Genomic DNA, 15,923 nt, shown 5'->3' with positions numbered 1-15,923 from the left:
AAATTCTGGCCGGTTGCACGCTTGAAATACTTCGAAAATGTCGGCGAATCACTCGTCGACATCATCAGCGACCCCCGCGGGTCGGCCGGCCTCCAGGCCCATCCCGGCGGCAGCCCGCTCAACGTGGCGGTAGGGGCCGCGCGCCTCGACCTCGGGACGAACCTGGTGACCCACTATGGCGTTGACCCGCACGGACTCATGCTCGAAGAGCATCTGCAGGCGAACGGCGTCCGGGTGATTAACGGCGGAACCACGCCGACATCATCGGCCCTCGCCACGCTGGGTTCCGACGGTGCCGCCGAGTACGCCTTCTCGATCACGTGGGCAATCGATGGGGCGTCCCTGCCTGCCCTCGCCGCTGTTAGGAGTTCCACCCACGTCCACACGGGATCGATCGCCACGGTGCTTCCGCCGGGGGAGCAGGCCACTCTTGTCCTGGTACAGGCCGCCCGGGAGCACGCGACCATCAGCTACGACCCCAACTGCCGGCCCGCAATCAGCCCCAATGCGGCTGCGGCACGCCGGCAGGCGGAATTGTTCGTGGCGGCCAGTGATGTGGTCAAAGCCAGCGATGAAGACCTGCTCTGGCTCTACCCGGACCGAACCGCGGAAGAATCCCTGCAGGCCTGGCTGGAACTGGGTCCTGCGGTTGTGGCCCTGACGCGGGGAGCCTCCGGGCCGGTCATCCTCTCCGGCAAGGGGCGGGTGGAGATGGCAGCCGAACCCGTCACGGTGGCTGATACCGTGGGCGCCGGCGACTCCTTCATGGCGGGGCTTATATCCGGACTCGCCCAACTTGAAGCGCTCGGGGGGCAGGGAAGGCAGCAACTGCAGACCCTGAGCCTGGATCAGTTGCACGCACTCGCCTCATACGCGAACCGCGCGGCAGCGATCACCTGTTCCCGGAAGGGTGCGAATCCACCGCGGTTGGCGGAACTGGGGCCGCTGTCCATCCAGACACCGGCTCCCAGTGGCCGGTCTGCATGAAGAGGTGTTGAGCCAACGGGGGATACGCGGTGGGGGAGGGGCTTACGGAACGCATCATCGAGCACTAGCCGGCGGCGGGAGGCCAATCAAGTTGACCCAGTTAGGCCGTTTGCCCGCCTCCGGTTAGTGAAATTGGGCGAAGACACGTACGGGTTCCGGAGTGAAGTTCGACCCCTCGGTAAAGCCCAAGGCTTCGTAGAAGGCGCGCTGCCCTGGTTCATTGTCTGTAATGAGCACTGTTTGCCGGACATGCTGGTACCTTGCTGACACTTGCTCCACCAGAGCCCGCCCTATTCCCGTGCCTTGGAATGTCGGGCGCACCAGGATGTCCTGCAGATAGCAGATGGTCGCGTCGTCGGATATTACCCGCGCGAGGCCAACCAGCCCGGCGTCCTCGTTTCGTGCTGTGACAACAAACGAGGAACTTCGGATCGCTCTGGTGAGCAGTTCTGGGTCCCGTGTATAGGCGGTCCAGCCCACGGATTCGTACAAGGAGAGAAGTTCGACGTCGGAAAACTCGCAGGAAGTGGAGATGCTGAAGGTCAACATCGGATCAGTGTTGCACGGTTGTGCGCCCCCGGACGTGATCGGGTCACGGCCCCTGCGTAACTCCCGGATCCTCGATCGCCACGGTGCCGGCGTCGCCGTCCACGCGGATGCGCCGGCCGCTGGTCAGCCGCTGGGTGGCCACCCCGGTGCCGAGCACGGCGGGAATGCCGTACTCGCGGGCCACGATCGAGCTGTGGCTCAACGGTCCGCCGACGTCGGTGACAACGGCGGAGGCCATCGCGAACAGCGAGGTCCAGGCGGGAGTGGTGATGCGGGCCACCAGGACATCTCCGGGCACCATCAGGCCGAAATCCTGGGGGCCCCTTAGGACGCGGGCCGGAGCGGTGACCCGGCCCGAGCTGGCGCCGACACCCTTGATGATGTCGCCCAGCTGGTCCTGAGCGCCCGCGGGCATCATTTTCCCTAAGGCCCCCTCCATCCACCGGCTTTCCGGGAGCAGCTGCGGGGCAGAGGCTTTGGCTTGCCCTCGCCACAGCATCTTGCGCTCCTCGACGGCGTCGGCGCGGACGGGCCGGTCCGCGCCGGTAATTGCCACAGCCGGCGATGCGCCCGGCGCGGCGAGGCCAAACTCGACGGCGCTTTGCAGCTCCTGGCGGCGCAGCCAGAAGACGTCGGCAGGCTCGGCGATGACGGCGGAGTCCACCAGCCGCCGTCCGAGTTCGAGCAGCATCCGCCGTAGCAGCGGCCAGGCCAGACCGACGTCGGCCAGAGCGTCCTCGCGGATCGGGGCGGCGTTCTGCGCCCACCGGAGCAACCGGAGGAACGCGGCCTTGCGCTTCGGCCCGAGCCGGGTGATCGCCTGGTTGGTTTGGTTCTCCCTGCGCTCGGCCGACAGCCGCTGGCGCTCGTGTGGGTCGTTGCCCTGTCCCCGCAGGTAGAACTTCACGGTCTCCTGCAGGGTCGAGGGATCGTCGGCCGGCAACGGGCTGACGAAGTCGAGGTTGTAGACCGCATGGCCGAACCGGTCGAGGTGATCCCGGAAGCGGGGATGCCATTGCTGCCAGAGGGCCTGGTCCACGCCGGCCGGCGGGATCCCGGAGCGCTGCGCCTCGACCAGTGCCGCTGTGGGTTCGTTGAGGATCGCCGGGGCCAGCCCCGGAACTTCCCGGGCCCAGGCCGCTAGATCGTACAGCGACTTCTCCGCCCGGATGGGTTCGCTGTCGTAGCCGAGGAGGAACGTCTGGGCGGGGGGATCTCCGTCGCGCCGAACGAACCTGTCGTAGTAGGCCCGGAAGGATATTTCGCTTGTTGCGGCGATGGGAATGATCGACTGCACGGCCGTGTAGTACACGGTGCCGGCGTCCAGCAGCGCCTGCACGCCCTCGAACAGTTCCTCGCCAGAGAGCTCCTCGACGGGGGACGCGGACCGGTCCTTGATCGCCTGCTCGTAGCGCGGCCGCGAAAATTCCCGCCAGCCGGCCACTCCCATGTGCGCCTTGCCGCGGACCAGGGCACGTACCGCGGTCAGCGACTTGCCCATCATCCGCCACATTCCGGAGGTGCGGTAGTAGTAATAGGCGTAGCCGTTAATGGTGGGCAGTCCCACGTCGTCATCGCGGATGACGTTCTTCCCGACGGCCTCGGCCATCAAGGCCCGCAACGAACGGGCCACCGAGCCGTCGATGAGGTCGGCGAACAGCGGCGAGAGCGGGTCGGGCAACTGTTCCACGATGCTCGCCCGGAAGTACATCCCCTTCGGGTACGGCACCGTCCAGACATCCGGGGTGTCAGCCGCCGGTTCTGGCAGTGCCGTGATCGGCCGGGATTGCAGGATGAAGAACTCGCCGCCGGCCCGTGCCCACTCGATGTCCTGCGGCACCCCGAAATGATCAGCAATCCGCGTCCCATAGCCAGCCAGCGCTGCCGCCGCCTGGTTGTCTAGGACGGGCTGACGACGCCGCGCCGCCAGCACCGGCTGCTCCCGCGTGCCGTGGTCCGCATAGACAGTCATGACCTCCTTGTCAGCCGTGCGGCGCGACAGCACCCAGCCCGTGGCTGCCTCGACGACGACGTCATCCGTGGTCACCGTGCCGCTGACCACGGACTCGCCCAGACCCCACGCGGCACTGATCACGATCTGGTCGCGGCGGCCGTTTTCCGGATTGGCGGTGAACATGACCCCGGCTGCCTCGGCCTCGACCATCTGCTGGACCACCACCGCGAGGCGTACCGCGTCCGGCCCAATGCCCTCACGGGCCCGGTACGCCATGGCACGCGCCGTCCACAGGGAAGCCCAGCAGTCGGTCACGGCCTCGGCCAAGGCGTCTGCCCCGCGGACGTTAAGGTAGGTTTCCTGTTGCCCGGCGAAGCTGGCCGAGGCGAGGTCCTCGGCCGTGGCAGAGGAGCGCACAGCCACAGCCGAATCCCCTGTGCCCAGGCGCCCGTAAGCATCGCCGAGTTCTGCTGCGATCACGGCTGGCATGGTGCCGCCGGAGAACAAGGCGCGGATTCGCTTCGAGGCATCCTCGTAGTCCTGTGGCGCCGCCAGCGGCGGCAGTGCGGCCAGCTCGCGGATGCCGGCCTCGAGGTGGTTGGCAGCCACAAAATCCGCATAGGCCGCGGTGTTCAACACAAACCCCGGAGGAACCGGCAGCCCGGCCTGGGTGAGGCCGCCCAGTCCGACGCCCTTGCCGCCGGCCACGTCGACGTCGCCTTGTCCCACATCGGCGAAGTTGTTGATGTAGGTCATGACCGTGCGTCCTTTCTGCCGGCGCCGGGTGCCGTGTTGGATCCCGATTGCCAACATACTGGCACTGCCGCAGGCCCGAGGCCATAGCTGCACCGGGCAGCCGGTTCTAGTCCTTGTCGAGTTCGTCGAGGAGGGACTTCGCTGCTTTGGCGATGTCGTCATGGTTGTTCTGGGCGGCCCGGCTCTCGATGGCAAGAATCGCGCAGCGGTGCAGCCGCCGGAAATCCCCAAAGGGAAAGCTGTAACGTGCTTTGGTGTCGTGGGGTTTCTCGGTGTCTTCGCCCAGATGCCACGTGCCGTACTCGGTGTAGCCGTGCCGGTCGATGAACGCGTTTTCCTGGTCAGTGTCAGGGGCGTGCTCGCTCCAGTCGCCCCGGGTATCCCGGGCAATCGTTGCGTCCTTGATCAGCCGTCGGGCATGGCGCAGCGCCTCGGTGTTGAGCTTGATCGTCATCGGGGTCGCTTCCGCCCTCTGGGTGCCGGTCAGGTTGTGTAGTTTTCGGGTGCCTCCGGCGGCTGGCCTCCACCGCGGGAGACATGGACTTTCGTGGCCGGCGTTCCTGACTGCTCCGGCAGCTGGGCGCGGATTTCCAGGACACCGTCGATGTAGCTGGCCTCAACAGCCTCGGGGTTCGCGCCGCGGGGGAGCGGGATGCTGCGCGAAAATTCGCCGTAGCGCACTTCGCTCCGGTAACCCGGTTGATCCTTGTGGGCTGGTTCCGTTCGCCGGGCAGCAACATGCAAGGAACCGTCGGTGACGGTGATATCGATGTCCTTATCTGGGTCGATGCCGGGGACATCGGTTCTGACTACCAACGTGTTGCCGTCCCGGTATTCCTCGACTCTTAGCCAGGCATCTGTCTCACCTTGCAAGAAGCGTCGGACTGGCTCGGGCACGTCAATACCGGTGCGGCGGAATAGGTTGTCCATGTCTATCTCCTTGCTGATTTTGCATCTCTGCTCACCGTTGTGGGGTGCTCGGAGCGGCTAATTAGGCCGCAAGGGACCTCCGGAGTCTGTGCTCGACGAAGGGTTGCGGGGCAGCCGGACCGGTCGTGGTCCTAGGTGTCGTTCAGGGTGTCCTCCTGCAAGGTGCGGGCCGAACACCCCGGGCGTTGCTTCCCGGGGTGTCAGAGCACCGGCAAGGAGCCGGCTAACAGAAATCGCAGACCACCCTCACGGGAAGATCATGCATTCGAGGGCTCTAGGCCCTGGTTCTGCGGCCGGCGATGGCGCCATAGATCAGGAGCACAATAACGGCTCCGAGGATGGAGAGGAGCCAGGTTCGCAGATCGAAGAAGTCAGCGAGGCCTCCGCCGAAGATCAACGAACCTATCCAGCCTCCGAGGATGGCGCCCACGACGCCGATAACGAGTGTGATCACCCAGCCGCCTCCCTGCCGGCCGGGAAGAACCGCCTTGGCGATAGCTCCTGCGATAAGGCCGAGAATGAGGAATGCAAGAATTCCCATTGCTGTACTTCCTTTCGGTAGACCGGTCGTGGAATGCGGCCGTAACCGCGATTTAATCAGCATGCGTTGTGTCGTGCAATAGCCGGGATCCAACCGCAGGACGCTAGTTCATTGAAGCTGCAGGACCACGTTTGGGTGCCGGAGGAGCGCTGGGCTTTCGAGTTCCCGGTCGTGGAGACTGGAAGAACTCCACAAACCGGGCGAGTTGTTCTGACAGGATCTCCCAACCGTCGAAGTCCGCAGGCACGGCCGCACGCTCAGCCTGAGAGGCCGCTTCCAGGGCTTCATTTCCGGCGGCGGTTATCTGGACGCGAAATTGGCGCCGGTCAGCTGGGTTTCGTGTCCTCGTGACCAGTCCTCCCTCCTCCAGACGGGCGAGAACGCGCCCGAGCGTTTGGCTCTGGACATGAATTTTGGCGGCGAGCTGTTCTTGGTACATGGGGCAGGGTGCCACGGCTTCTAAGGCGATGACGGCGGCACGCGTCAGTCCCAACGGCGCCAGTGCATCGTCGTAGAGGCGCTGGACTAGACGGGCCGCTGCGGTCAGAAGCCGGTAACCGTCCCGGGCATGGGGCTCAGGGGCGAGGATCACTACGAGAGCCTTCCTGATTGGGATGGCAACGAAATCACGTTGTCAAGGACGGCGCCAAACTGGCCGACGTCCACCTCCACAGTAAGCATGCCGCGCATCCATTTTGCAAGCATGCTTACTATTTTGCATGAACGAAGCCCGCTCCGCACGCCGTTCGCTGCAAGCGTTCCGTCAGATTTTCGGTCAAGGGCTTGCGCTACATATACCAAGTGTGCTTACTATCTAATTAGTAACCGTGCTTACTAATTCACCCGGTTCCGCTAGTCACGATCCCACGCGGACCATTCCTGAAAGAGAGCAACGATGACAGAGAACCCATGGGCCCAGGCAACACCCCAAGCTTCCACGGACCAGTACGCCGGCGTTGGCGTGGTGCCCCCTCAGGGTGCGGAACGCGCTGGCTCCAAACAGGAGGCAGCCAGGGACGAAGCGGCGGACGTAACGCGGCACGCGGCAGACTCAGCCCAGAACGTCGCCGAGACTGCCAAGACGGAGGCAGCCAACGTCGCCGTCGAGGTCAAGACCAATGCCCGGGACCTGATGCACAAGGCCAAGTCTGATCTCACCGAACAGGCAGGAACCCAGCAGCAGAAGGTCGCCGAAGGCCTGCGATCCGTCGCCGGCGAACTGCATTCCATGGCCGCTGCCTCCGATCAGCCCGGCGTGGCGACTGACCTTGTCCGCCAAGCCGCAGAGCGGTCCTCCGCCGTTGCGTCCTGGCTCGATAATCGGGACCCGGGTTCGCTGCTGACCGAGGTAAAGTCCTTTGCCCGCCAGCGCCCGGGCACGTTCCTTCTCCTCGCGGCCGGAGCCGGCGTGCTGGCCGGACGTCTCAGCCGCAGCCTGAGCGCCGGGGCCCCCGAAACGACTGGCACCACCGCTTCCGGAACGTCCGCCGCCGGCCGGATCCCCGATACCGGGGTAGCAGTTCCGCCGCCGCCGGTGCAGATGCCGGCTCCGCAAACCACGACGGCGGGCTTCGCGGACACGTATCCTCCGAATCCGTTGGACTCCGAGTTGGGCACTACCGATCCCCTCCGCGACGCCGCACCGGGCCGCCGGGCCTCTGAGCCCCTTGCCGGCGAGCCCCTGCGGTCGGCTGATCCGCTGCGCGATGATCCCTTTGACGGCGGCCGTCGATGAGCAGCGAAATCCCTCCCACCGCCGCCCACGCGAAGGCGGAATCCAATTCCTTGGGTGACCTGCTGGGCGAAGTCACCCGAGACATGTCCACCCTGATGCGGCAGGAAGTGGAACTGGCCAAGGTCGAACTCAAGCAGTCCGCCACCCGGGCCGGCAAAGGCACCGGCATGCTGGCCGGCGCCGGCGTCGCTGGTCACTTCGTGCTCCTGTTCCTGTCTTTGGCGCTCTGGTGGGCGCTAGGGACCCTGATGGGTCTGGGGTGGTCCGCCGTCGTTGTCGCCGTCATCTGGGCCATTGTCGCCGCCATCCTGGCAGCCATGGGCCGCAAGGAACTCAACGCGATCAAGGGCATGCCGCAGACCGCCGCGACCCTGCAGGAAATCCCGCCCACCTTGAAACCCAACTCTTAGATCCAGCGAGGAAACACGATGAGTGAAAACCCGGATGTCATCCGAGCAGATATTGAAGCAACCCGCGCCCGCCTGGGCACCAACGTGGACGCCGTCGCCGACAAGGTCACGCCGTCGCACATTGTCCAGCGCCAAACCGACAAGGTTAAAGAGAACGTCAAGGACGCAGTCTTCGGAGTGAAGGAGAAGGTCATGGGAGCCGCGGACCACACCGCCGACAACGTCCATTCAGCCGCAGGAAGCGCCGGCGCGCACGTGAGTGACGCCGGTTCAGCGGTCGCGGCCGCGCCGACCCAGCTGAAGGCGAAGACCCAGGGGAACCCGCTGGCCGCCGGGCTGATCGCTTTCGGCGCCGGCCTGTTGGTGTCCTCCCTGATTCCGGCCAGCCAGAAGGAGCGTGAAGCCGCCGACGCCCTCAAGACGGCCGCCGAGCCGCTCACCACGGAACTGACGGACGCCGCTAAGCACGTGGCGGAGGGACTCAAGGAGCCCGCCCAAGAGGCGATGGAGAACGTCAAGGCCACTGCGGCGGACGCTACCGAACATGTCAAGGCAGAAGGCCAAACGGCTGTGGCGGACGTCAAGGATCGGACCGCCGAAGCCAAGGACAACGTTCAGCAGGCCTGAGGCCGCATCTGAATATGGCCGGCTGCCCTCGCTAATGCGCAGGCGGCCGGCCACGCCGCTTAACCCCAAGAAGGATTTTCCATGGCCAAGAACCCTGCCAAGGCAGAAAATGACTCCATGACCGACGCCGAAACGGACGAGAGCAGCACCGCTAAGGCCCGCACGGCGCCCGCCCCGGACGACTCCCGCAAACCGGACAGCCCCGCCGACGTCACCAAGCCCTCCTGGAAGTACATCGCCAAGAAGACCTTGCGTGAATTCACGAAGGACCAGTGCCCGGATCTCGCGGCAGCCCTGACGTACTACTCGGTCCTCTCAATTTTCCCGGCGCTGCTGGCCCTCGTGTCGTTGCTGGGCATTTTCGGACAGGCCGAGAAGACCACCTCCGCGCTCCTGGAGATCGTCCAGGGGTTCGCGCCCGGTGACACTGTGGAAGCCATCCGCCAGCCAGTCGAGCAGCTCAGCAGCTCCTCCGCTGCCGGACTCACCCTGGTGATCGGCATCCTCACCGCCCTCTGGTCCGCCTCCGGTTATGTCGGGGCGTTTGGCCGGGCCATGAACCGGATCTACGAAATTGACGAGGGCCGGCCGTTTATCAAACTTCGGGGCACGATGCTCCTGGTCACGATTGCCACCGTGCTGATCGTCCTGGTGCTCTCAGCCATGCTGGTCCTGAGCGGGCCGGTGGCCGAAGCGGTCGGCAACGCAATCGGCTTGGGCGGCGCCGTCCTGACCGCATGGAACATTCTCAAGTGGCCGGTAATCCTGCTGCTCGTGATCCTCGCGATCGCGATCCTCTACTACGCCACGCCGAACGTAAAGCAGCCCAAGTTCCGCTGGATGAGCCTGGGATCCACAATCGCCTTGGTGATCTTCCTGCTTGCATCCCTGGCCTTCGCCTTCTACGTCGCCAACTTCAACAGCTACGAGAAGACTTATGGTGCGATCGGCGGCGTCATCGTCTCGCTGCTGTGGCTCTGGATCCTGAACATGTCGCTGCTGTTCGGTGCCGAGTTCGACGCCGAGATGGAGCGTGGGCGGCAGCTCCAGGCTGGCATCGAGGCCGAAGAGACCCTCCAGCTGCCGCCCCGGGACACGAAACAGAGCGACAAGCTGCAGGCCCGCGAGGAAGACGATATCCGCCGCGGGCGGGAACTGCGGGAACAGCACGGGAACCAGGATGAACAACAGGAAGGCAGCAACCATCCCAGAGACAACGATGGAATAGACCGCACCTAGGTCACGAGAATGTCAGGCCTCGCTTATGGCGGCGAGTTTGACGCTGTTCTTTTGTCCTTCCCAGGTACCGGTCAACGTGAGCCGGTCGACTGGCTGCCCGCTAAGGTCCAGTCGCCGGACAACGATTATGTGGAGGCCGGCAGTCTCGATAGCCGTGCCGTCGTCGATGGTGCGTGGGGTGGCCGAAGAGACGTCCGGAACTGCATCGAGTTTCGGTCCGGTGCTGTGCACGAAGACTGACTGGGCCAGGAGTTCTTGTGTTCCCCCTTTTTGGAGGTATTGCTCTGCCTGCGGCCGGCCCAGCATGATGCTCGCGGCCAATGCTGCGACGTAGATGGGATCGGCGCAGGCGTCGTAAACCCATCTGGGGCCGAGAACCGAGTGCTGCATCGTTCCGACCAGCCACGGTTCCGCGCCGGTCAGGGGCCGGGCCCTGTAGGTGAGCGGAACTTGAACGGTGGAGGTGCCCACCGAGACGATGATCGTTTCTATGCCGACTTCGCCGGCGGGGTCGTCGAACCGGTAGGAGCCGACTTTGCGCAGTCCTGCCGTGCCCGGCTCGGTGAACCAGGGCTGGCGGGGCAGCCACCCTTCGAGTAGTTCAAGTTTCGTCGGCCGCAGTTCTGCCTGATGAATGATCGCCATGGCTGCAAGCCTAACCGCGGCCGCGGTCGTTCCGGCAGAATGAGCCCGTGAAACTGCATGAACTAGGCGGTCCACCGGCAAGGGGCCCGCTGGTCCCGGTAGGGCGTTGATGTCGGCTGCCAGAATTAATCGTCGGCGTCGGCGTGGGGTACTGCCCATTCGTTGGCGATTGCCCGGCCGAGTGTTGTGGTTCCCGATCCGCTAGCACCCATGATGAACAGGCGGCAAGGGTTGAGGATGTTCAGCATCGTCGCAGATTACCTCCACACAGTCCGCGTCCGGGGTCCTGAGCACGGCGGGGCGGAAACCAGAGTCGTGCCTTAGCTCTCCCGGTCGATCTGAAGGTAGCTGAGTCCACTGACATCGAGCCAGAATTTGGTCGGAGTCTCTACGAGACGCAGCAAGACGCCCCCACAGGAACTGCACCGCACAACTATTCCCGGTGCGTCGGCATAGACCGCTGCTTCCCCGAAGACCCTCACAGCGCCACAGTTCTTGCACCGACCGATCGCCGCAATGATGTCAATGCGGAACAATTCCCACAGCGGTCCTGCCGCCGCGTTCCCGTCAAGATAAGGTATTGGATTGCCTGCGGTTCCGGCGATGTCCTGGTCCTCGAGGCGCGGGTCCTCAGCACCAGGGGTTGCGGAGCCGTTGTTGCCAGTCACCGTATTCCTCCCGTTCCGCCGAAGCGTTCGGTTTTGATCGAGGCGGTCGGATACCCCGCCCGCACCAGCCACTCCGTGACCGTCTCGACAAACATCGTCTGACCGCAGATGAAAATGTCGGGGGCAACGTCCGCCTGCAGGATGTTTGCCAACAGTGTTTCAGCGGTGAGTCGCTTTGGGGGGCTAGGCCAGCCCTCCGGGACTTTGCGTGTATAGAAGTAGTCGACGGTCAGCTTGGGAGATTCCTGGCTCAGGGTGAGCAGCTCCTCCCGATAGAACCCTGCCTCGGGTGATTTGAGCGAGTACAGCAACCGGAACTGTGAGGGATTCTCGGATGCCTCGTGGGCGCGGATCATGGACATGAGCGGGACGATGCCGGATCCTCCGGCGATCAGCTGAACCGGGTTCGGGTCCGTCGGGCGCCACACGAACCAGCCGCCGACGGGGCCCCGGATCTCCAACTGGTCTCCGACCATCAGGTCTCTGACCAGATAGGGGGAGACCTCCCCATTGGTCAATTCGTCGACCGTGATCTCCAGGATTTCGTCCATCCCGGCTGTAGCCACGGAGTAGGACCGCACTGCCGTGTAGCCGTCGTCGGCTGTGAGCCGGATATCGATGTGCTGGCCGGCAAGGTTGCCGTTCAGACCGTCCACGCGCAGCCCGATGGTTCTGGACGATTCCGTTTCGGGAACGCCGCTGACGACGTCGGCGGCGCGCCACAGGGTGCTCATGTGTCTTGCCTCATGAGTAGCGCTCCTCGCGCCACGGGTCGCCGTAGATGTGGTACCCGTTGGATTCCCAGAAGCCGGGAACATCATGCGGCATCAGTTCGATGCCATTGATCCACTTCGCACTCTTCCAAAAGTACAAGTGGGGTACCAGCAGGCGGGCGGGGCCGCCGTGGGCCCGTTCCAGTGGCTCACCGTCGAATTCCCAGGCCACCCATGCCTGGCCGTCCAGCAGGTCCTGCAACGGGACATTGGTCGTATAGCCGCCGTAGGAGTGAGCCGTGGTGAACTCGGACGTTGTTTCCATGTCCTCGAACAAGGTGTCCAGGGACACCCCGCGCCACGAGGTGCCCAGCTTGGACCAGCTGGTCACGCAATGAATGTCGGTCCGGATATCAACCTGCGGCAGCGCCAGGAACTCATCCCAGGTCCAGGCGCGGCGCTGCCCAGTCTCTGTTGTAATGAAGAATTCCCAGTCAGCGGTGGCGATATAGGGTGCAGGGCCCGCCGTCAGCACGGGAAAGCTTGCTGTTTCGTATTGGCCGGGTGGTAACGCTGGGTTATCGGTGCGCCGTTTTCCATGAAAACCAGACGAGATGATTCCCATCATGTACCTCCGATGCGGGGCTCCGCCGGTCGAATGTAATCGGTGCCCCAACGATATGGCAACGGCGGGGCAGAGACCAGACATACAAACCTACTCCCGGTCCAGTCAGCGGGCTCCCCGTTTCCTGTCATCGACAATCAGGGTGGAAAAACACGACCTCGAGACGGCCCGCGGCGGGCGAACGTCGCGTGCGGTAAGTCATTGCTTGGCTGGTCAGGGATTCTCAGGGCTCGGATGTGGGGTGAGTGGCTATCTCTGCCGGAGAGCACGGCGTGGACGTCGACCTCCTGCTGAAGCTCCCGTGCGAGATCACTGAGCTGGGCGGTTTGATCCTATTCCCACCGGCACGTCTCGAGCCCGTCAGGGCCGCGTCGGCTCCGGAACAGGGTTCGCGCCAACGGACGAGGGTCAGATCAGTACCTTTCGCCACCCTCCTCCGAAGCCCGCGGGCCTGAAGCCAACCGCTTCATTCACGGCCAGCATCGGGCGGTTCTCCTCCGCATTGAAGGTGTAGATGAGATCCGCCCGGGCCCCGAGCTGCCGAAAATTCGCGGCCTTGAGCAGCATGCCGAGTCGTAGACCCCGATGCTCTGACAGGACCAGGGTGTCCTCCTGGCGGGCGGCGCGTCCAACGTCGGGAAGGGACAACTCGCTAAAGCCCGCAACCCGCCCCGAGGGAAGGTGTTCCACGGCGACAGTGAAAAGGCTGCGACCACTCGCCTGCTGGTCTCGATCACGTTGGAGGAGTCTTGCCTCGTCCCAAGGATCTTCCACCGAATCCAATCCCGCCGTCGGATTGTCGGTGCTCATCCGGGTCTTCAGCCATGCCACGTCCGTCAGCCAGCGGTTGGGCGTGGCCCCGGTCCATTCCACCAACGCGTACACCGGATCGGCCGCGCGTTGGGCGGTTTGCACGAGTTCGTTGAGGCGGGCGGCATCCATTGGCAGGCCCAGGAAACTGATCCTCTTGATTTGTTCAAGGACGTAGCCTCGATTCGCGAGGAACCGTACGCCGGGGTCGTCATCAAGAGAGAGCTGACCGAACCTGGTGGGCGGACTGATCACTGATCCGCCGGTCAATGCTGAGTGCTCAACATGGCTCTGGACGGTGGCGCGGCCGGACTCGCGGGCGATGCGCTCCATTCGGTCAAGCAGCGCAGTTCCAATGCCGCGTCCCCTGTGTCTGCGGAGCACTTCAACGTTGACAGAACTGACGGGGGAGTTCACCGAAGCCAGCCACGATACGACGGCGCGGCCAACCATGCGGCCACCCACACCGGCAACGAACAGGCGGCGGGGTTTGTATACGTTGCGGAATCCTGGCAACAACTCCACCGCGCTGTGCGACAGCACGTCACCGCCAAGAATCTGAGTCTCAACCGCGTTCCTGACCGCAACCATCTCTTCAAACGGCGTCGCATCCGCGCTATCCAGGCTGCGCGGAATGGAGTTCTTCGATTGTGAACACTGTTCCCCTTTCGCGCCCTCCACCTGAACGAGCTGCTCCGGCGAGGATACTTCAACGGGTACCAAGTACTACCAGCCGTAGCGTGGCTTGCGAATTCAACCGTTCAGGCCTTCTTGCTTGCGGGGTCGTTAGGGTGCGGCTGCAGGGGGATGATTTCGACCGTCATCCATACGTGCAAAGGCAGGCTTGCGAGGACGCCCATCAGCTCGCTCTCATTTTCCGCACTCCAAAGGCCAAGACTTCGCCACTCACCCGGGGCCGCCGGGGGCTTCCACAGCCGGAGAAGATGACCTTCGGCCGCTAGTTCTGCCGCCCTGATCGCTTCCGTGACCTGGTTTCGTCCACGGTTGCGTCCCGCGTTCCGTCGGGCACAGTGGTGACGAGGTGGGTCAGAAACTCCATGGCGGCCTTCCCTCTTCTCCTGCCAAAATTTCATCGGTCAACTGCCTGGCTCAGCGGTTGCGAGCTTCCCAGTTGTCAGAATGGCAAATTTGATGGCGCTTGTGAGTCATCAGCCCGCCGTTTGTGGTCCCGCGCCCATGAGCTTGTGGCTGGCCGCTATTTGTTCGCGGAGGGCTTTAAGGGCGGCGATGTAGATCTCTGAAAATGTCGGGAACGGCTGGATGGTGTCGCTCAGGACGTCGAAGGGGATATGCGCCCGAATCGCCAGGGTCGCCTGCTGCAGCCACTCGCCGGCCTCCGGGCCGAGCGCGTATGCGCCGGTAAGCCGGTCGCCGTCGCTGACGAGCGTGAGGAAGCCGTTGCTCTCGGCGTAGCCGCGCGTGTAGGTAGCGGTCTTGGGAAGTTCCGAGACCGGGACTGTGGCGCTGAAGCGGCCGTCGGCGGCACCCACCGCAGCGGCCTGCGGGTCCGTGTAGGCGACGCGCGGGACGGCCTCATAGTTGGCCACTCGCGGCTCCCCGAGGATGTTCGCGGCGACGATATCGCCCTGGTACTTCCCCACGTGGGTCAGCGGCCAGATGCCGGTGACGTCGCCGATCGCCCATAGGCCCTCGGCCACACGCAGGCGCGCGTCGACAGGTACTCCATGGGCCTCCGGCTCGACGCCGACACTCTCCAGGCCGATCCCGCGGATGCGCGGGCGCCGCCCCGTGGCGACGAGCAGCCGGTCACCGCGGAGTTCACGCCCGTCGTCGAACTCCACCACAAAGTCCCCGCCCTCGCGCCGTGCTGCGGACGCGCGCGCGGACAAAACGAGCTCGATGCCCTCGCGGCTCAACACCTCACCGAGGGCCTCGCCCAGCGGTGCCGGCTCCCGGCCGAGGACATGCGCCGACATGTCCGCCAATGCCACCTCTCCGCCGAGCCTGCGGACTGCCTGGGCCATTTCGACGCCGACCGGGCCGCCGCCGAGGATGAGCAGGCGGCGGGGAACGGCCTTCATGGAGGTCGCCTCGCGGCTCGTCCAGACACCCTCCATCCCGCTCAGGCCTGGGACCGGGGGGATAACGGGTTCGGCACCATTGGCGAGGACCACATGGCCGGCGGTGTGGCGCACGCCGTCGACCTCGACGGCGCCCGTACCGGCGAGCCGCCCGGTGCCGCGCAGCAGGTCGATGCCGTGATCGGCCAGCCAGCGTTCCTGCCCGGCGTCGGAGTAGTCCGAGACCATGAAGTCGCGCCAGGCCAGCGCCGCGTCGACGTCGACGTCGACGTCGGCAGTGGCGGCGGCCGCACGTGCCGCATGAACCGCCTCACCCGGCCGTAACAGCGTCTTGGACGGGATGCAGGCCCAGTACGAGCACTCGCCGCCGACCAGTTCACGCTCGACGACGGCCACGCGCAGGCCGCCCTCGGCGAGCGCGCCCGCGCAGTGTTCGCCCGGTGAGCCGGCGCCGATCACGATGACGTCGTAGTCGCTCATGTCGGCAGCTCCTCCCCGGCGTGCTCGCGCACCATGTAGAGCGCGTACCAGTCTGGCCAGTTCGCGTCCTCCTGGCCGGTGAGCTCCTCGTGTTTGCCGTGAGCTGTCGCGGCGCGCCTGAGGGCGTCCGCAAGCTCGCCCACGGACTCGTAAGTGGTGGCCATCAGCCTCTCCTTTCAGCGTTGAATGCT

At 64.7% G+C, this 15,923-nt stretch carries 18 protein-coding genes; 5 read left to right on the top strand and 13 right to left on the bottom strand.

Annotated elements, in window-relative coordinates; translation table 11 throughout:
* Positions 1-21: 21 nt before the first annotated feature.
* The gene (locus M2428_RS18505) at positions 22-987 is read left to right on the top strand and encodes a carbohydrate kinase (protein ID WP_277527422.1); all 966 of its coding nucleotides are present in this window, start codon (positions 22-24) and stop codon (positions 985-987) included.
* Positions 988-1,110: 123 nt separating this feature from the next.
* Here the strand turns inward: M2428_RS18505 and M2428_RS18500 are convergent, their stop codons facing one another.
* The 6 genes from M2428_RS18500 to M2428_RS18475 all read right to left on the bottom strand — a co-directional run bounded on the left by M2428_RS18500 (position 1,111) and on the right by M2428_RS18475 (position 6,309).
* On the bottom strand, positions 1,111-1,536 hold the full coding sequence (locus M2428_RS18500; RefSeq protein WP_277527421.1) for a GNAT family N-acetyltransferase: 426 nt from the start codon (positions 1,534-1,536) through the stop codon (positions 1,111-1,113).
* Between the two features lie 43 nt (positions 1,537-1,579).
* On the bottom strand, positions 1,580-4,246 hold the full coding sequence (locus tag M2428_RS18495) for a PEP/pyruvate-binding domain-containing protein (protein ID WP_277527420.1): 2,667 nt from the start codon (positions 4,244-4,246) through the stop codon (positions 1,580-1,582).
* A 106-nt stretch (positions 4,247-4,352) separates the two neighbouring features.
* Complete coding sequence (locus tag M2428_RS18490) at positions 4,353-4,700, bottom strand: hypothetical protein (RefSeq protein WP_277527419.1); 348 nt, start codon at positions 4,698-4,700, stop codon at positions 4,353-4,355.
* Positions 4,701-4,729: 29 nt separating this feature from the next.
* On the bottom strand, positions 4,730-5,176 hold the full coding sequence (locus M2428_RS18485) for an Hsp20/alpha crystallin family protein (RefSeq protein WP_277527418.1): 447 nt from the start codon (positions 5,174-5,176) through the stop codon (positions 4,730-4,732).
* Between the two features lie 274 nt (positions 5,177-5,450).
* A complete protein-coding gene (locus tag M2428_RS18480) occupies positions 5,451-5,717 on the bottom strand; it encodes a GlsB/YeaQ/YmgE family stress response membrane protein (RefSeq protein WP_277527417.1) in 267 nt (88 codons plus the stop codon).
* Between the two features lie 103 nt (positions 5,718-5,820).
* Positions 5,821-6,309: a MarR family transcriptional regulator gene (locus M2428_RS18475; protein ID WP_277527416.1), complete on the bottom strand. Its 489-nt coding sequence runs from the start codon at positions 6,307-6,309 to the stop codon at positions 5,821-5,823.
* A 303-nt stretch (positions 6,310-6,612) separates the two neighbouring features.
* On the opposite strand from M2428_RS18475, the gene M2428_RS18470 reads away from it, so the two are divergent.
* From M2428_RS18470 to M2428_RS18455, 4 genes are all read left to right on the top strand, one after another.
* Positions 6,613-7,452 carry a hypothetical protein gene (locus M2428_RS18470; RefSeq protein ID WP_277527415.1) on the top strand — a complete coding sequence of 280 codons (840 nt, stop codon included), beginning with the start codon at positions 6,613-6,615 and terminating at the stop codon, positions 7,450-7,452.
* Positions 7,449-7,862: a phage holin family protein gene (locus M2428_RS18465; RefSeq protein ID WP_277527414.1), complete on the top strand. Its 414-nt coding sequence runs from the start codon at positions 7,449-7,451 to the stop codon at positions 7,860-7,862. Before M2428_RS18470 ends, M2428_RS18465 begins: the two co-directional genes overlap by 4 nt.
* 18 nt (positions 7,863-7,880) lie before the next feature.
* Positions 7,881-8,489: a DUF3618 domain-containing protein gene (locus tag M2428_RS18460; protein WP_277527413.1), complete on the top strand. Its 609-nt coding sequence runs from the start codon at positions 7,881-7,883 to the stop codon at positions 8,487-8,489.
* 81 nt (positions 8,490-8,570) lie between these two features.
* Positions 8,571-9,728 (top strand): YihY/virulence factor BrkB family protein, encoded by a 1,158-nt coding sequence (locus M2428_RS18455; protein WP_277527412.1) that lies wholly within the window; start codon positions 8,571-8,573, stop codon positions 9,726-9,728.
* 12 nt (positions 9,729-9,740) lie between these two features.
* Here M2428_RS18455 and M2428_RS18450 read toward each other — a convergent pair whose 3' ends face one another.
* The 7 genes from M2428_RS18450 to M2428_RS18420 all read right to left on the bottom strand — a co-directional run bounded on the left by M2428_RS18450 (position 9,741) and on the right by M2428_RS18420 (position 15,896).
* Positions 9,741-10,373 carry a hypothetical protein gene (locus M2428_RS18450; RefSeq protein WP_277527411.1) on the bottom strand — a complete coding sequence of 211 codons (633 nt, stop codon included), beginning with the start codon at positions 10,371-10,373 and terminating at the stop codon, positions 9,741-9,743.
* Positions 10,374-10,693: 320 nt separating this feature from the next.
* Complete coding sequence (locus M2428_RS18445) at positions 10,694-11,041, bottom strand: DUF6510 family protein (RefSeq protein ID WP_277527410.1); 348 nt, start codon at positions 11,039-11,041, stop codon at positions 10,694-10,696.
* Positions 11,038-11,775 (bottom strand): FAD-binding oxidoreductase, encoded by a 738-nt coding sequence (locus tag M2428_RS18440; RefSeq protein WP_277527409.1) that lies wholly within the window; start codon positions 11,773-11,775, stop codon positions 11,038-11,040. The genes M2428_RS18445 and M2428_RS18440 overlap by 4 nt, the downstream gene beginning before the upstream one ends.
* A 10-nt stretch (positions 11,776-11,785) precedes the next feature.
* Positions 11,786-12,379 (bottom strand): sulfite oxidase-like oxidoreductase, encoded by a 594-nt coding sequence (locus M2428_RS18435; RefSeq protein ID WP_346780759.1) that lies wholly within the window; start codon positions 12,377-12,379, stop codon positions 11,786-11,788.
* A 408-nt stretch (positions 12,380-12,787) separates the two neighbouring features.
* The gene (locus M2428_RS18430) at positions 12,788-13,912 is read right to left on the bottom strand and encodes a GNAT family N-acetyltransferase (protein ID WP_277527407.1); all 1,125 of its coding nucleotides are present in this window, start codon (positions 13,910-13,912) and stop codon (positions 12,788-12,790) included.
* Between the two features lie 446 nt (positions 13,913-14,358).
* Positions 14,359-15,732, bottom strand: a complete 1,374-nt coding sequence (locus M2428_RS18425) for an NAD(P)/FAD-dependent oxidoreductase (protein ID WP_277527406.1) — start codon at positions 15,730-15,732, stop codon at positions 14,359-14,361.
* Positions 15,729-15,896 (bottom strand): hypothetical protein, encoded by a 168-nt coding sequence (locus tag M2428_RS18420; protein WP_277527405.1) that lies wholly within the window; start codon positions 15,894-15,896, stop codon positions 15,729-15,731. The genes M2428_RS18425 and M2428_RS18420 overlap by 4 nt, the downstream gene beginning before the upstream one ends.
* Positions 15,897-15,923: the final 27 nt, after the last annotated feature.

The sequence above is a fragment of the Arthrobacter sp. ES3-54 genome (assembly GCF_029504395.1).
Lineage (GTDB): Bacteria > Actinomycetota > Actinomycetes > Actinomycetales > Micrococcaceae > Arthrobacter.
This window is presented reverse-complemented; position numbering and strand designations above follow the sequence as displayed.

Excerpts from the sequence above, each read along its gene's own strand:
- M2428_RS18500 (WP_277527421.1), bottom strand. The coding sequence starts at position 1,536 with ATGTTGACCTTCAGCATCTCCACTTCCTGCGAGTTTTCCGACGTCGAA.
- M2428_RS18495 (WP_277527420.1), bottom strand. The coding sequence starts at position 4,246 with ATGACCTACATCAACAACTTCGCCGATGTGGGACAAGGCGACGTCGAC.
- M2428_RS18490 (WP_277527419.1), bottom strand. The coding sequence starts at position 4,700 with ATGACGATCAAGCTCAACACCGAGGCGCTGCGCCATGCCCGACGGCTG.
- M2428_RS18485 (WP_277527418.1), bottom strand. The coding sequence starts at position 5,176 with ATGGACAACCTATTCCGCCGCACCGGTATTGACGTGCCCGAGCCAGTC.
- M2428_RS18480 (WP_277527417.1), bottom strand. The coding sequence starts at position 5,717 with ATGGGAATTCTTGCATTCCTCATTCTCGGCCTTATCGCAGGAGCTATC.
- M2428_RS18470 (WP_277527415.1), top strand. The coding sequence starts at position 6,613 with ATGACAGAGAACCCATGGGCCCAGGCAACACCCCAAGCTTCCACGGAC.
- M2428_RS18465 (WP_277527414.1), top strand. The coding sequence starts at position 7,449 with ATGAGCAGCGAAATCCCTCCCACCGCCGCCCACGCGAAGGCGGAATCC.
- M2428_RS18460 (WP_277527413.1), top strand. The coding sequence starts at position 7,881 with ATGAGTGAAAACCCGGATGTCATCCGAGCAGATATTGAAGCAACCCGC.
- M2428_RS18455 (WP_277527412.1), top strand. The coding sequence starts at position 8,571 with ATGGCCAAGAACCCTGCCAAGGCAGAAAATGACTCCATGACCGACGCC.
- M2428_RS18450 (WP_277527411.1), bottom strand. The coding sequence starts at position 10,373 with ATGGCGATCATTCATCAGGCAGAACTGCGGCCGACGAAACTTGAACTA.
- M2428_RS18440 (WP_277527409.1), bottom strand. The coding sequence starts at position 11,775 with ATGAGCACCCTGTGGCGCGCCGCCGACGTCGTCAGCGGCGTTCCCGAA.
- M2428_RS18435 (WP_346780759.1), bottom strand. The coding sequence starts at position 12,379 with ATGGGAATCATCTCGTCTGGTTTTCATGGAAAACGGCGCACCGATAAC.
- M2428_RS18425 (WP_277527406.1), bottom strand. The coding sequence starts at position 15,732 with ATGAGCGACTACGACGTCATCGTGATCGGCGCCGGCTCACCGGGCGAA.
- M2428_RS18420 (WP_277527405.1), bottom strand. The coding sequence starts at position 15,896 with ATGGCCACCACTTACGAGTCCGTGGGCGAGCTTGCGGACGCCCTCAGG.